The 15306-nt window shown below is 58.7% G+C and carries 16 protein-coding genes; 3 read left to right on the plus strand and 13 right to left on the minus strand.

Annotated features, from left to right (window positions below; translation table 11 throughout):
• The first annotated feature begins 60 nt into the window (after positions 1 to 60).
• The gene (gene cmoA / locus BWR59_RS22600; RefSeq protein WP_081567844.1) at positions 61 to 804 is read left to right on the plus strand and encodes a carboxy-S-adenosyl-L-methionine synthase CmoA; all 744 of its coding nucleotides are present in this window, start codon (positions 61 to 63) and stop codon (positions 802 to 804) included.
• Entirely contained in the window at positions 801 to 1760 is a 960-nt protein-coding gene (gene cmoB / locus BWR59_RS22605; RefSeq protein ID WP_081567845.1) for a tRNA 5-methoxyuridine(34)/uridine 5-oxyacetic acid(34) synthase CmoB, read from the plus strand. The genes cmoA and cmoB overlap by 4 nt, the downstream gene beginning before the upstream one ends.
• A 144-nt stretch (positions 1761 to 1904) precedes the next feature.
• On the opposite strand, the gene pdxJ is transcribed toward cmoB, so the two are convergent.
• The 11 genes from pdxJ to rpoE form a co-directional block, all read right to left on the minus strand.
• Positions 1905 to 2651: a pyridoxine 5'-phosphate synthase gene (pdxJ, locus tag BWR59_RS22610; protein ID WP_081567961.1), complete on the minus strand. Its 747-nt coding sequence runs from the start codon at positions 2649 to 2651 to the stop codon at positions 1905 to 1907.
• A gap of 47 nt (positions 2652 to 2698) precedes the next feature.
• A complete protein-coding gene (recO, locus tag BWR59_RS22615; protein WP_081567846.1) occupies positions 2699 to 3388 on the minus strand; it encodes a DNA repair protein RecO in 690 nt (229 codons plus the stop codon).
• A 161-nt stretch (positions 3389 to 3549) separates the two neighbouring features.
• Positions 3550 to 4452: a GTPase Era gene (era, locus tag BWR59_RS22620; RefSeq protein WP_081567847.1), complete on the minus strand. Its 903-nt coding sequence runs from the start codon at positions 4450 to 4452 to the stop codon at positions 3550 to 3552.
• Positions 4445 to 5134 (minus strand): ribonuclease III, encoded by a 690-nt coding sequence (gene rnc / locus BWR59_RS22625; RefSeq protein WP_081567848.1) that lies wholly within the window; start codon positions 5132 to 5134, stop codon positions 4445 to 4447. The genes era and rnc overlap by 8 nt, the downstream gene beginning before the upstream one ends.
• Entirely contained in the window at positions 5131 to 5508 is a 378-nt protein-coding gene (locus BWR59_RS22630) for a DUF4845 domain-containing protein (protein WP_081567849.1), read from the minus strand. The genes rnc and BWR59_RS22630 overlap by 4 nt, the downstream gene beginning before the upstream one ends.
• Positions 5509 to 5611: 103 nt before the next feature.
• On the minus strand, positions 5612 to 6466 hold the full coding sequence (gene lepB, locus BWR59_RS22635) for a signal peptidase I (protein ID WP_081567850.1): 855 nt from the start codon (positions 6464 to 6466) through the stop codon (positions 5612 to 5614).
• A 9-nt stretch (positions 6467 to 6475) separates the two neighbouring features.
• Positions 6476 to 8272, minus strand: coding sequence for a translation elongation factor 4 (lepA, locus tag BWR59_RS22640; protein ID WP_081567851.1), 1797 nt, complete (start codon positions 8270 to 8272; stop codon positions 6476 to 6478).
• 168 nt (positions 8273 to 8440) lie between these two features.
• Positions 8441 to 9871: a DegQ family serine endoprotease gene (locus BWR59_RS22645; protein ID WP_178111245.1), complete on the minus strand. Its 1431-nt coding sequence runs from the start codon at positions 9869 to 9871 to the stop codon at positions 8441 to 8443.
• Between the two features lie 318 nt (positions 9872 to 10189).
• Positions 10190 to 11152, minus strand: a complete 963-nt coding sequence (locus tag BWR59_RS22650) for a MucB/RseB C-terminal domain-containing protein (protein WP_081567853.1) — start codon at positions 11150 to 11152, stop codon at positions 10190 to 10192.
• 8 nt (positions 11153 to 11160) lie between these two features.
• Positions 11161 to 11751 (minus strand): anti sigma-E factor RseA C-terminal domain-containing protein, encoded by a 591-nt coding sequence (locus BWR59_RS22655; protein ID WP_081567854.1) that lies wholly within the window; start codon positions 11749 to 11751, stop codon positions 11161 to 11163.
• Between the two features lie 33 nt (positions 11752 to 11784).
• The gene (gene rpoE / locus BWR59_RS22660; protein WP_037014368.1) at positions 11785 to 12366 is read right to left on the minus strand and encodes an RNA polymerase sigma factor RpoE; all 582 of its coding nucleotides are present in this window, start codon (positions 12364 to 12366) and stop codon (positions 11785 to 11787) included.
• 497 nt (positions 12367 to 12863) lie between these two features.
• Here rpoE and nadB point away from each other — a divergent pair, with 497 nt between their 5' ends.
• Positions 12864 to 14480, plus strand: a complete 1617-nt coding sequence (gene nadB / locus BWR59_RS22665; protein ID WP_081567855.1) for an L-aspartate oxidase — start codon at positions 12864 to 12866, stop codon at positions 14478 to 14480.
• Here nadB and BWR59_RS32915 read toward each other — a convergent pair.
• Complete coding sequence (locus BWR59_RS32915) at positions 14449 to 14916, minus strand: protein YgfX (RefSeq protein WP_081567856.1); 468 nt, start codon at positions 14914 to 14916, stop codon at positions 14449 to 14451. The genes nadB and BWR59_RS32915 overlap by 32 nt on opposite strands.
• Positions 14900 to 15154, minus strand: a complete 255-nt coding sequence (locus BWR59_RS22675; protein ID WP_081567857.1) for a succinate dehydrogenase assembly factor 2 — start codon at positions 15152 to 15154, stop codon at positions 14900 to 14902. Before BWR59_RS22675 ends, BWR59_RS32915 begins: the two co-directional genes overlap by 17 nt.
• Between the last annotated feature and the right edge of the window lie 152 nt (positions 15155 to 15306).

Here is a 15306-nt window from a genome sequence, read left to right on the forward strand (position 1 = left end):
CGGCCTGGCCATACAATTGGCTAAAATGCCGCACTTTTCGCCTCAACCCCCGGAATCGCCGTGAGCAAAGAACCCGACCGCATATTCGCCCAGCCGCTGGCACAGGTGCCCGACTTTGCCTTCAACGAGGACGTAGTGCGCGTGTTCCCGGACATGATCAAGCGTTCGGTGCCGGGTTATCCGACCATTGTCGAGAATCTCGGCGTGCTCGCCGCGCAGTTCGCCCAGCCCCATAGCGTGCTGTACGACCTGGGCAGCTCCCTCGGTGCGGTGACGCAGGCCCTGCGCCGTCATGTACGCACCGAAGACTGCCGGGTAGTCGCCATCGACAACTCGGCAGCCATGGTCGAACGCTGCCGCGAGTACCTCAACGCCCAGGACTCGATGTTCCAGGAATTGCTGCCGGTGGAAGTCATCGAAGGCGACATTCTTGCCCTCGAGTTCGAGCCTGCCTCGGTCGTGGCGCTGAACTTCACTTTGCAATTCATTGCGCCCGATCAGCGTCTGGCCTTGCTCGGCCGGATTCGTCAGTCGCTGTTGCCCGGCGGTGCGCTGATCCTTTCCGAGAAACTGCGCTTCGACGACACCGAAGAGCATGCCCTGCTCACCGACCTGCACGTGGCCTTCAAACGCGCCAATGGTTACAGCGAACTGGAAATCGCCCAGAAACGCAGCGCCATCGAAAACGTGATGAAACCCGACAGCTTGGACCAGCATCGCGAACGGCTGCTCGCAGCGGGGTTCTCCAGGGTCGTGCCCTGGTTCCAGTGCCTTAACTTCGCCTCTCTGATTGCCCTGCCATGATTGATCTAGCCCCATTGGTCCGCCGTCTGGCGGGCACCCCCCTGCATGCCTGGGCCCAAGGCCTGCAGGCGCAACTCGACGCGAAGATGGAAAAAGGCCACGGCGACCTTGAGCGCTGGCAAGGTGCACTGAATTCGCTGCCCCAGCTGGTGCCCAGCCGTGTCGAACTCAAGGACGACTTCATCCTCGATGCCGATTGCGACGACGCCACGCGTGAGCAGACCCGCGCCGCGCTGATGGGCCTGTCACCTTGGCGCAAGGGGCCGTTCGATGTGTTCGGCGTGCACGTCGACACCGAATGGCGTTCGGACTGGAAATGGTCGCGAGTTGCCCCGCATCTGGATTTGAAGGGCAAGCGTGTGCTGGATGTCGGCTGCGGCAATGGCTATTACCAATGGCGCATGCTCGGCGCCGGTGCAGACAGCGTCATCGGTGTCGACCCCAACTGGCTGTTCTTCTGCCAGTTCCAGGCGATGCAACGATACCTGCCCGACCTGCCAGCGTGGCATCTGCCGTTCACTCTGGAAGACCTTCCGGCGCGGCTGGAAGGCTTCGACACCGTGTTTTCCATGGGCGTGCTGTATCACCGCAAATCGCCGATCGATCACTTGTTGGCGTTGAAAGACTGCCTGGTGAAAGGTGGCGAGCTGGTGCTGGAAACCATGGTGGTGGAAGGCGATGTGCATCAGGTGCTGGTACCTGAAGATCGCTACTCGCAGATGCGCAACGTGTGGTTCTTGCCATCTGTGCCTGCGCTGGAGCTGTGGCTGCGCCGTGCAGGTTTTGTTGATGTGCGTTGCGTGGATGTCAGCACGACGACGGTCGAAGAACAACGCGGCACCGAGTGGATGCGTTATCAGTCGCTGAGCGATTTCCTCGATCCAGACGATCACAGCAAGACCGTGGAAGGACTGCCTGCCCCGCGCCGCGCCGTTATCGTCGGCCGCAAGGCGTAAGCCAGGCCCTGGTTGCGCAACTGACACTTGATCGTCACACGCGGAGCATGGGAACGATCACATTACCCTTTAGCAGTCCGGCCCGCCGTCGGCAGCGGACTTGAGAACGCTACCGCCGGCAAGCCGGACCGCTACAGGCAATGGTTATCCCTTCAGCGCCGCCGCCAGAATCAACGCTTTCATCTCGGACACTGCCGACTTCAAGCCTACGAACAGCGCGTGAGCTACTAGAGCATGGCCAATGTTCAGTTCGTTGATGCCCTTGATTGCGGCGACCGCTTCAACGTTGTGGTAATGCAAACCGTGACCGGCGTTGACGATCAGCCCCTGCTGGATGCCGAAAGCTACGCCATCGGCGATCCGCTTCAGCTCTTCAGCGACATCGGTCGGGGTCTCAGCGTCGGCATAACGGCCGGTGTGCAGCTCAATCGCAGGCGCACCCACACGCGCCGAGGCCTCGATCTGGCGTTCATCGGCATCAATGAACAGTGACACTTCGCTGCCAATGGCAGACAGACGCTCCACCGCGGCCTTGATCCGGGCTTCTTGACCTGCAACATCGAGACCGCCTTCGGTGGTCAGTTCCTGACGGGTCTCCGGAACTAGGCAAATGTGCGCCGGACGAATGCGCTCGGCGAACGCCATCATCTCTTCGGTGACACCCATTTCGAAATTCATGCGGGTCTGCAGCACATCCTTGAGCAGCAGCACATCGCGCTCCTGGATGTGACGGCGGTCTTCGCGCAAGTGCACGGTAATGCCATCGGCGCCCGCCTCTTCTGCGTCCAGCGCAGCTTTTACCGGATCGGGGTAGCGGGTGCCGCGAGCCTGGCGCAGGGTCGCCACGTGGTCGATGTTCACGCCGAGCAGAATGCGGGTGCTGTGGGTCACTTTGTTCTCCTGAAAACTTGGTCTGCCGGGCGTCATGGACACTCCGGTCAGGGCTTACGAAACAATTCTCGGCTCACCAGCGGGCGGCCACCCAGGTGCACCGCCAGCGCCTGACGCATCAGACGCTTGGCCGCTGACAACGCACCAGGGGCGCTCCAGTCGGCTTCGGACATCGCCAGCAATTCGGCGCCCTGAAACAAGCCGGGCTGCAACAGATATACCCGTTCGAGCCCCGCGTCCACCTGTAGGCGATACATGCCATCGGCTGCCAGTGCCTCGCCATTGATGTCTGCGTCGAGGGCAAAACCGTAACCCAAGTCGTCCAGCAGGCGCCACTCGAAAGATCGCAAAAGTGGTTCGAGCGCTCGCTTTTCGGCCAGCGCCGCCAGCGTCGCGGCATAGTGATCGAATACACCGGGATGAGGGTCTTCGGCAGGCAGCAGGCGAATCAGCAGTTCGTTGAGGTAAAGGCCACTGAACAGCGCCTCACCCTCCAGCCAGGCCGCGATGCCGGCGCTTTCCATACGCCCGACATTCTTCAATTCCCCCCGCCCGCGAAACTCGACATCCAGCGGCACGAACGGACGCGCCAGCGACCCTGCCTTGCCCCGCGCGCTGCGCAGAACAGCCCGCAAACGGCCTTGAGGTGTCAGAAAATCGACCAGCGCGCTGTTCTCGCGATATGCCCTGCTGTGCAGAACGTACGCAAGCTGGCTGGCAGGAGGGGTCTGGGACATTTATCTCTCAATGACGAAACACGGTTTACCAGCCACCTCAAACCATTGTGGGAGGGAGCTTGCTCGCGAATAGGCTGTCCCAATCAACATCAATGTTGAATGTCACATCCCCTTCGCGAGCAAGCTCCCTCCCACAGAAGGTCGGTGTATCAACCGAAGTCTTACAGGTCGCCGTAGCCCAACGAACGCAGGGCGCGCTCGTCATCGGACCAGCCGCCTTTGACCTTGACCCACAGATTGAGCATGACCTTGGAGTCGAACAGCACTTCCATGTCACGGCGCGCGTCGGAACCGATGCGCTTGATGCGCTCGCCCTTGTCGCCAATGATGATTTTCTTCTGGCCGTCACGCTCGACGAGGATCAAGGCATGAATGTGCAAGGTCTTGCCCTGTTGCTTGAACTCTTCGATTTCGACGGTGATCTGGTACGGGAGCTCAGCGCCCAGCTGGCGCATGATCTTCTCGCGAACCAGTTCGGCGGCCAGGAAACGGCTGCTGCGGTCGGTGATCTGGTCTTCAGGGAAGAAATGATCGTTTTCCGGCAGATGCTCGGCGATCACCTTCTCCAGTGCTTCGAGGTTATGCCCCTGCTGCGCCGAAATCGGAATGATCTGCGCATTCGGCAGTTGTTCCTGCAGCCAGGACAGATGCGGCATCAGGTCAGACTTGTCCTCGATGCGATCAGTCTTGTTCAGTGCGACGATCAGCGGCCCGGTCACGTACTGAACGCGCTCCAGGACCATCTGGTCTTCGTCGGTCCACTTGGTGCGGTCCACCACGAAGATCACCACGTCGACGTCTTTCAACGCAGCCGACGCGGTCTTGTTCATGTAGCGGTTCAGCGCCTTGTCACTGCCCTTGTGCATACCGGGGGTGTCGACGTAGATCGCCTGCACGGCGCCTTCGGTCTTGATGCCCAGCATGTTGTGGCGAGTGGTTTGCGGCTTGCGCGAGGTGATCGCGAGTTTCTGGCCAAGGATGTGGTTCAGCAGCGTCGACTTGCCCACGTTTGGCCGGCCAACGATGGCGACATAGCCACAGCGTGTTGCAGTTGAATCAGTCATTGCCGTTCTCCACACCCAGGGCGATAAGGGCTGCGGCCGCGGCTACCTGTTCGGCAATGCGACGGCTGACACCTTGTCCCCGGCTTTTTTCGTTCAATAGGGTGATCTCGCATTCGACGAAAAAGGTTCGGCAATGCGGTTCGCCCTGAATGTCCACCACTTCGTAGCGCGGCAATTCACAGGCGCGGGACTGCAGGAATTCCTGCAACCGGGTTTTCGGGTCCTTGTTGGTGTCGACCAGCGTCAGGCTGTCGAACTCGCTGGCAAGCCAGGCAAGCACCCGCTCACGGGCCATGTCCATGCCCGAATCCAGATAGATCGCGCCAATCAGGGCCTCAAGCGCATCCGCCAGAATCGACTCACGACGGAAGCCACCGCTTTTCAGCTCGCCCGAACCCAGTCGCAGGTATTCACCCAGATCGAAACCGCGAGCCAGCAAGGCCAGGGTCTCGCCCTTCACCAGGCGCGCGCGCAGACGCGAGAGTTGGCCTTCGCGAGCCTGAGGAAAACGCTCGAACAGCGCCTCGCCAGCCACGAAGTTGAGAATGGCATCACCGAGGAATTCCAGACGCTCGTTGTTGCGTCCGGCAAAACTGCGGTGAGTCAGGGCCAGAACCATCAGTTCCTGATCCTTGAAGGTATAGCCGAGCTGACGCTCCAGGCGACTCAATGACACGCTCACGGTTTACCCACGCTGAATTCGTGGTCGAACTTGACCACCAGATCGATGTTCTGGATCAGTGGCTCACGATTCTCGTATTTCAAATGGGCGAGGAACCTGTTGTTCTCCGTCGTCACACTTAACGCCTTGTTCAAATCCAAATCCCGAATGTTATTGACCTGCATGCCTTTGGCGACGTAATCGTAGAACTCGCGGCTGTTGCTTATTTCAGCGGTCTTGTCCGTGCCAGCGGCTTCGATGATTTTCTTCATCGACATGTAATCGAGGTAATGCGGCACCACTTTGGCTGCGGTACTCGCGGCAAATGCAAGAACGGCCAGCAACACCAGCCATCCAATGAACGACAAGCCTTTTTGCGAACCGGCAACTGTCATGTGTGCCCTCAAGAATAGTCCGTCCCTGCTGTCTGCAAGGTGAACCCTGCAGCATAGCCCGCCGAAATGACATACGGCGCTGTATCACACAGCGCCGCATCGGTTACTTGATCAACCCGACTCGCGAGAAGTTCGGCAAGTGGCTCAGCTTCGGCTCCGGCCAGCTCATCCATACGGCGAAGGCCTTGCCGACGATGTTCCTGTCGGGAACCATGCCCAGCTCGTCCTTGGGAATATTGGGATCATCCCAGTAACGGCTGTCGTTGGAGTTGTCGCGGTTGTCACCCATCATGAAGTAGTGACCGGCCGGAACCGTCCACTCATGGTCAGGCGGTGCGCGGTAGCGGCTCATTTCCTGACGGATCTGATGCTGGACTTCGCCGAGTTTCTCGTCATACAGCTCGGCGCTGCCCAGTGTGCCCGGCTCCGAGCCGATCAGTTGCTTGGCGACCAGTTGTCCGTTGATGAACAGCTGTTTGTCATTGGTGTAGCGAATGACATCGCCCGGCAGACCTACGACACGCTTGATGTAGTTGACGTTAGGGTCACTTGGGTAGCGAAACACCATCACGTCGCCCCGCTGCGGATCGCCCACCGGAATGACCTTCATGTCGATCACCGGCAGACGGATACCATAGGAAAACTTGTTCACCAGGATGAAGTCGCCTACATCCAGTGTTGGTTTCATCGAGCCCGACGGAATCTGGAACGGCTCAACCAGGAACGAACGCAGCACCAATACGATGAACAGCACTGGAAAGAACGACTTGCCGTATTCAACCAGCAGAGGTTCCTTGTTCAGTTGCTCGACGACAGCGACATCCGGCTGGCTCACGCTGCCCTGATAATTCGCTATCGCAGTCCGCCGACGCGGCGCCAGTATGATCAGATCGAACAAGGCCAGCAGACCGCAGACGAACACGGCGATGACCAACAACAGCGGGAAATTTAGTGACATAGGGCCTGACTATTCCAACCTGAGCACGGCAAGGAAGGCTTCTTGTGGAATTTCCACGTTGCCGACCTGCTTCATGCGTTTTTTACCGGCCTTCTGCTTTTCAAGCAGCTTGCGCTTACGGCTGACGTCGCCACCGTAACATTTGGCCAGTACGTTCTTTCTGAGCGCCTTGACGGTTGTACGCGCGATAATCTGGCCGCCGATGGCTGCCTGGATTGCCACGTCGAACATCTGACGAGGAATCAGTTCTTTCATCTTTTCGGTCAACGCACGGCCCTTATAGGCCGCGTTGTCACGGTGCACGATCAAAGCCAGGGCATCGACCTTGTCGCCGTTGATCAGCACGTCCAGCTTCACCAGATTCGCCGATTGATAACGATCGAAATGATAGTCCAGCGACGCATAACCGCGACTGGTGGACTTCAGACGGTCGAAGAAGTCCAGCACCACTTCGTTCATCGGCAGATCGTAAGTCACCTGGACCTGAGTGCCGAGGAACAGCATGTCGTGCTGGATACCGCGTTTCTCGATGCACAGCGTAATGACGTTGCCCAGGTGCTCTTGAGGCACAAGGATGTTCGCGCGCACGATCGGCTCGCGCATATCCTCGATGGTCGAGAGGTCTGGCAGCTTCGACGGGTTGTCGACGTAAATGGTTTCACCGGTCTTGAGCAACAGCTCGAAGATTACGGTTGGCGCGGTGGTGATCAGGTCCAGGTCGTACTCGCGCTCCAGGCGCTCCTGAATGATCTCCATGTGCAGCATGCCGAGGAAGCCGCAACGGAAGCCGAAGCCCAGTGCGTCGGAGCTTTCCGGGGTGTACTGCAACGAGGAATCGTTCAGCGTCAGCTTCTGCAACGCTTCGCGGAAATCTTCGAAGTCGTCGGAGCTGACCGGGAACAGACCGGCATACACCTGCGGTTGAATGCGTTTGAAACCAGGCAGGACTTCGACGTCCGGCGTGGTGCTCAAGGTCAGGGTGTCACCCACAGGCGCACCGTGAATGTCCTTGATGCCGGCGATGATGAAGCCCACTTCGCCCGCTTTGAGATCGGCGGTGGCGGTGTGCTTCGGGTTGAATACCCCGACGCTGTCGACCAGATGGATCTTGCCGGTGGACTTGACGAGGATCTTGTCGCCCTTCTTGACGCGGCCATGACGCACCCGCACCAGGGACACAACGCCCAGGTAGTTGTCGAACCAGGAGTCGATGATCAGCGCTTGCAACGGGTCTTCGATGTTACCGGTCGGGGCCGGGATGGTCTTGACCAGACGTTCCAGCACCTCGTCGACGCCCATGCCGCTCTTGGCGCTACAGGCCACGGCGTCGGTGGCATCGATACCGATGATCTTCTCGATTTCTTCCTTGACGCGGTCCGGATCGGCCTGCGGCAAATCCATCTTGTTCAGGACTGGCATGACTTCCAGGCCCTGTTCAATGGCGGTATAGCAGTTGGCGACGGACTGCGCCTCTACGCCCTGACCCGCATCGACCACCAGCAGCGCACCTTCACAGGCGGCCAGCGAGCGACTGACTTCATAGGTGAAGTCCACGTGGCCCGGGGTATCGATGAAGTTCAGTTGGTAGGTGATGCCGTCATTGGCCTTGTAATAAAGGGTGACGCTGTGGGCCTTGATCGTGATACCGCGCTCACGCTCCAGGTCCATGGAGTCAAGCACCTGCGCTTCCATTTCGCGCTCGGTGAGGCCACCGCACATTTGAATGAAACGGTCAGCCAGCGTCGACTTGCCATGGTCAATGTGGGCGATGATGGAGAAATTGCGGATATGACTCAAATCACTCACGGATCAACACTCGAAAAAGGTTGCAGGCAGACTGCCCGCCGAAAAATAGCCGGGAATTGTACCTGAAGGAAGGCTGGGGCGTCACGTTCACACGTCAAGCCTTGCAGCCACAAGCCCGTCGGGCACAAAAAAGGAGCGGACGTGCCGCTCCTTTCCCGTCATGGCTGATTATTCCGCCAGTTTGAAGGTGATGAACGTAGCGCGACCCTGACGCAGAACCCGCATCGACACCGAACGGTTCTTCGGCAGGCCTTTAGCCACTTCAGTGAACTGCTTGGCCGAGCTGATGGCTTGGTTGTTCAGGTGAGTGATCACGTCGCCAGTCTGCAGACCGATCAGCGAAGCCGGACCATCCTGTACGTCCTTGATGACGACACCGCCTTTGAGGTCCAGCGACTTCATCTGCTCGGGCGTCAGATCGGTGACCGAAACGCCAAGGCGGTTGCTGTTACGCTCCACACCCGAGTCAGTAGCGCCCATCTCTTCGCCTTCAGCTGGCAATGCGCCAACAGTCACGGTCAGCTTCTGACGCTTGCCATCACGGATCACTTCAAGCTCGGCCTTGCTGCCGTCCTTCAGGTTGCCGATCAGGTGCGGCAGATCAGCCGACATGACGATTGGCGTACCGTTAGCGCTGAGAATCACGTCGCCGACCTGCAGGCCGCCCTTGGCCGCAGGACCGTCCTCCAGAACCTGAGCCACCAGCGCACCCGCCGGTTTATCCAGACCGAACGACTCGGCAAGATCCTTGTTCACTTCCTGAATAACGACGCCCAACCAGCCGCGATTGACCTTGCCGTTGGACTTGAGCTGGTTGGCAACGTCCATCGCCACGTCGATAGGAATGGCGAACGACAGGCCCATGAAGCCACCGGAACGGGTGAAGATTTGCGAGTTGATGCCCACGACTTCGCCATCCATGTTGAACAGCGGACCACCGGAGTTACCCGGATTGATCGCTACGTCGGTCTGGATGAACGGCACGTAAGTATCGTTCGGCAGGCTTCGGCCCTTGGCGCTGACAATACCTTTGGTCACCGAATGGTCAAAACCGAACGGCGAACCGATCGCCAGTACCCATTCACCGACCTTGAGCTTGTCGGAGTTACCGAGCTTGACGGTTGGCAGATCCTTGCCATCGATCTTCAGGACCGCTACGTCGGTGCGCGGATCAGTGCCGATCAGCTTGGCTTTCATTTCACTGCGGTCGGACAGGCGGACGAGAATTTCGTCGGCACCATCGATCACGTGATTGTTGGTCAGGATGAAGCCGTCAGCGGAGATGATAAACCCCGAACCGAGCGACTGCGCTTCGCGCTGACGATCGCCCTTGCCCGATCCAGGCGGACGCGAGCTTGGCGGCATGCTGCGCTCCAGAAACTCGCGCAACATGGGTGGCAACCCTTCCAGGTCAGGCATCTGCCCTTGAGCCACCGAACGATCCGGCAGTTTCTGGCGGGTACTGATGTTCACGACGGCCGGTGAGGCCTGTTCCACCAGTGTCGTGAAGTCCGGCAAGGCTTCCGCCTGCGCCGTGAGGGCCTGGCCAAGCATCAGCACGGCGGCCATCCAGGACAGATAAGTTTTCAAGCGTGGTATCGACATACGGCTCCCGTTCACAACGAGCATGGTTAAGCGGTACGAACCGACAGGTTCGAGGAGCATCTACACATCGCAGTCTTGCTCAGTGCATCGCTCTCAGCCAGTTTTACTCTCAATTAGCTTTCTGAAAGCTGAAACAACAAAAGGCCAGAGCTGCGAAGCTGTGACCTATAGAAAAAAAAGAGTGTGTTTGCAACCTGCAAAGCTGACCAAACATTTCAGCCTCTCGTCCATAGCGCGCAATTGCTGGGCTGACGGCTTGGAATGCCCAATATGAAACCTTTTTCATAGTGGGCATTTTACGATTCGGACCGCTTACTTCTTGGTTGTGCCCGGGGCTGCATCGTTACGCATGGACAGGGCGATCCGCTCGGCGGTACCAATCGGAATTTCGCCGACAACGGTCACCATCGCGTCGCCCTTGGGCGTGGTCAGCCGGCGCGAAACCGCGACGGTGGGGCCCAACTGGGTACGAATGTCGGTCACCGCCGCGCCACTGACCGGCTCGATGAACACCGAGAAACGCGCAAGACCGTCGTCATACATGAGGCTGGTAACCAGCGACTTGGAATCGGGGTCCTTGCGGGCGGCGGCGCTGCTGAGTTCGAAGCCAGGAGGCAACCAGTCCGAGCGCCAGGCAACTTGCTGCTTCTGGGAGTCGGTCTTGGCCTTCACCACTTCCACCGTCTTGCAATCGGCGCTGGGGTGCAGCATCTGATCGGTAGGGTCAGTGGTATCCAGTTCGGTGAACTGGAATCGCTCCAGCAATTGCCCCTTGTCACTGAGTAACAGCGACTTGAGCGGCAGGCCGGTTTCGCTATCCAGATGCAACTCGATGCCATAGCGATGCTGGTCGCGCGGCGTCAGCGTCACCACTACAGCAGGTCGCCCTGCCACCCGCGAATTTCCTGCAACCTTCATGTCGTACCAGGCAGAGAGCTTGGCGGCATCGAAGGCATGAGCCGGGGAATCGGGGATGTTCGAGACGCCCGCAACCAGGGTACCGCTGACGCATTGGGTTACCCCATCGACGCGCAATACTTCCTGAGCGGAGCCATCGAGCTGAAGGAGATGCTCACGAACCTTGCCGTCTACAACCCGGTGCCAGATTCGATGAGTGGAAAAACTTCCATTGCGTTCGTAAACGAAGGTGCCTTGGAAACTTTGCTGCTGTTCTGCCTGCGCAAGACGCTTGAGCTGGTCTTGCGCATCATCGGCATGAACTGGAAGGACCAGCCATCCACCAAGCAGAAGCGGCACTAGAGGGATGGCGCGCATGATCCTCCTTAACGGTTTTCCAGGCTGGCGGCGCGTGCGTACGGCAGAGCGCTTTCAGTGCCTTTCAACGCAGCTTGTTGAGCATGTTGACGCAGGTAGCCTGGCAGACGCTGATCGTGCCAGCCGGCCTGGTTCTGCATCACGCCACTGGCCATAGGGCCCGGCGCCTGGTCGCTCTCGGTGTATCCAGCCAGAACTGCCGGGCCTTTTACCTGAGGCATGGCAACATTGGCAGGCTGAGCCGACTGCTGAGCCAGTTGGGCGCCAGCGATCTCGTCCTGGTTGTACAAACGAACACCTGCCAGCACAGCCACAGTAACCGATGCAGCTACAGCCAGACGGCCCAGCGTGCGCCAAGGGCCACGACCGGCCTTGAGCGGGCTGACTTCGTCGGCGATCGCGGCGGCTACGGCTGCCGAGATGTCCAGATGAGGCATCAGCAGTTCTTTATGCATTGCTGCACGAGCAATCTGATAACGCGACCATGTGGCACGTGTATCCGCATCGTCGATTGCATTGAGCACTCGACGTAATTCCAATTCGTCCGCTTCGTTATCCATCACCGCGGACAGCGATTCCTGCAGGGCTTCACGACTCATGGCGGTTCCTCTCATATGGCTATCGCCGCTGTCTCAGGTTTCCTGCAACAAAGGCTGCAGGGCTTTATCAATGGCTTCCCGAGCGCGAAAAATGCGAGAGCGCACGGTACCAACCGGACATTGCATAACGCTCGCAATGTCTTCGTAACTCAGACCGTCAAACTCACGCAAAGTTAGAGCTGTACGCAAATCTTCTGGCAGTAGCTGGATGGTCCGATGGACAGTGCCCTCGATCTCATCCCTTAACAATGCACGCTCCGGCGACTCGATGTCCTTGAGGCCATGATCGCCGTCGTAGAACTCCGCGTCTTCAGATCTGACATCGCTGTCCGGCGGTCGCCGACCTCGCGACACCAGATAGTTTTTCGCCGTGTTAATGGCGATGCGGTACAGCCACGTATAAAACGCACTGTCGCCGCGGAAGTTTCCAAGTGCACGGTAAGCCTTGATAAAAGCCTCTTGCGCGACATCCTGGGCTTCATGGGTGTCGTGGACGAATCTCACGATCAACCCAAGAATCTTGTGCTGATATTTCACCACTAGCAGATCAAAGGCTCGCTTGTCGCCGCGCTGTACGCGTTCGACCAGTTGCTGATCCTCTTCCTGGGTTAGCATGAACACTCCTCATAGAGCTCAAGGGAGTGTCGCAGAGGCTGCTTCACAGGCTTGCAAACATAGACTCGGGCTTTTCGCAAAAGTTCTCCCCCCTTCAAGCAAGTTTCCGGCGAGCGTTGGTAGCCCGCACGAAAAACGCAGCTCGAACCAGGTCGGCTGCGTGAATAATCTTGTCGTCGAAAGCGCTTGCGCGGTGTTTGATTACTTCCCTCGCAAAGCGCCGACGCTGTCCCTTTATCGGCAACCCTCTATTGAACGTGGGGCTTTATGAAAAGTTCCCACATTTCGCTTTAGAGCGTCAGACATGCATCGTCGGGCGGGCAGGATCCAATTCGAGTATTGCCTCGTCATTGAAATTGCCCGCCAGACGGTATGCACGATGCCGCGCAGTAGCGCACAATCCGCCCCCGCTGCGCGACACAATTGCCATAAAATCGCAGCCATTGTGCCGTTCCCGTTCTTTACATACTAGTGGCCATTTAGAAGCCGGATAAGTTATGAGTCAGCATTTTCAGCACGACGTACTGGTGATCGGCTCCGGCGCTGCCGGATTGAGTCTGGCCCTTACCCTGCCCGCCCATTTGCGCATTGCAGTCCTGAGCAAGGGCGACCTGGCCAACGGGTCGACTTTCTGGGCTCAGGGAGGTGTGGCCGCCGTGCTCGATAACGCCGACACCGTTCAATCGCACGTAGAAGACACGCTCAATGCCGGGGGCGGCCTGTGTAATGAAGAGGCGGTGCGTTTCACGGTCGAGCACAGCCGTGAAGCCATTCAGTGGCTGATTGACATGGGCGTGCCGTTTACCCGCGACGATGAATCGACCGTCGAAGATGGCGGATTTGAATTCCATCTGACCCGCGAAGGTGGCCACAGCCATCGGCGGATCATTCACGCCGCCGATGCGACTGGCGCCGCGATTTTCCGCACCTTGCTTGTGCAGGCCAAAGCCCGTCCGAATATAGAGTTGCTGGAGCAGCGCGTCGCCGTTGATTTGATCACTGAGCGGCGCCTTGGTCTTGAAGGTGAGCGCTGCCTGGGTGCCTATGTGCTGGATCGTTCGACCGGCGAAGTCGACACCCACAGCGCGCGCTTCACAATTCTGGCCTCTGGCGGCGCAGCGAAGGTCTACCTCTATACCAGTAATCCGGACGGCGCTTGCGGGGATGGCATTGCCATGGCCTGGCGTTCGGGGTGCCGCGTTGGCAATCTGGAGTTCAACCAGTTTCATCCCACTTGCCTCTATCACCCACAGGCCAAGAGCTTTCTTGTGACCGAGGCGCTCCGTGGTGAAGGTGCCTATTTGAAGCTGCCTAATGGTGAACGCTTCATGCAGCGTTTCGACACCCGTGCCGAACTGGCGCCCCGGGATATCGTCGCACGGGCCATCGACCATGAAATGAAGCGCCTGGGTGTGGACTGCGTTTATCTGGATATCAGCCACAAGCCGGCAGAATTCGTCAAAACCCATTTTCCGACTGTTTATGAGCGTTGCCTGGAGTTCGGGATCGACATCACTCGTCAGCCCATTCCCGTGGTGCCAGCCGCGCATTACACCTGCGGCGGCGTGGTCGTCGACCAGCATGGCCACACCGATGTGCCTGGCCTTTACGCCATTGGTGAAACCAGCTTCACTGGCTTGCACGGCGCCAACCGCATGGCAAGCAACTCGTTGCTGGAGTGTTTCGTCTACGCGCGCTCTGCGGCGGCCGACATCGTCGCCAAGCTGCCCGAGATCGCTCAGCCGCAAGACTTGCCGGCGTGGGACGCAAGCCAGGTTACCGACTCGGATGAAGACGTGATCATCGCGCACAACTGGGACGAGTTGCGGCGCTTCATGTGGGACTACGTCGGCATCGTGCGCACCAACAAACGGCTGCAGCGCGCGCAGCATCGGGTTCGGCTGCTGCTGGACGAGATCGACGAGTTTTACAGTAACTATAAGGTCAGCCGTGACCTGATCGAGCTGCGCAATCTGGCGCAAGTGGCCGAGCTGATGATTGCTTCAGCCATGGCGCGCAAGGAAAGTCGGGGCCTGCATTACACGCTCGATTACCCAGACATGCTGCCCGAAGCCGTCGACACTATTCTGGCGCCGCCCACCTACGTCGGCTGAACTTCAAGCGAAGACGCAGGCGCCGGTGCAAATCCGGCGCCATGGCGTCAGCCGGAATGCAGACACTTCGTACCCATCTGCGCGCCAGCCAATCCCCGCTCGTCATGCGGAACCTGAGCAGTACGATAGCCGGCAGCGCCATGCTGTCCGGCCGTAACTGCACCGGTTGCCATCCGCCGTGCGCATTCCACAGTTGCCAGCCAGAACCGTCACGCCGCAAGCGGGTGAAAGCATGTTCATCATTTAGCAGAATCGATCGCCGAAAGTGGCCAGCACCGTGCAACAGGCACAGTAAAACGCCGACCGTTCTGGCCCACGCCGGGATTTGAAGGAGAAGGATGGAAATCAGTGCCAGCAACTGGGCACCGAGATATGCCGTCAGCAGTGCTCGGGAGCGCTGCCAACGGCATTCGAAACGGTCATTTCGGCTGGACACGGTCCAGAATCATGCGAACCATGCGCTGCAGTTCGGGATCTTCCGATTCCCCGCGCTGCATGAACCAGACGAACATGTCCTGGTCTTCGCAGGTCAGCAGGCGGACATAGAGCGCGCGATCAACGTCATTGAGCGATGGATAGACTTCTCGGACAAACGGTACCAGCAGTACATCCAGCTCGAGCATGCCGCGGCGGCTGTGCCAAAAGAGGCGATTGAGTTCAACATCTTCGACCATGGGGCGCTCCTCAAATTTGCCGGCGAGTATACAGGCCAGTGCTCCCGAGGCGCATCCGCAGTTAGTCGCAGCGTTTTACGCAGTGTCTAAACCTGCCTTGCATATACCCATAAACGAGACAGAGCACTATGATGGTGCCCCAGACTTCTACC

Origin of the sequence: Pseudomonas sp. Bc-h (genome assembly GCF_002080045.1) — a bacterium.
Taxonomy (GTDB): Bacteria; Pseudomonadota; Gammaproteobacteria; order Pseudomonadales; family Pseudomonadaceae; genus Aquipseudomonas.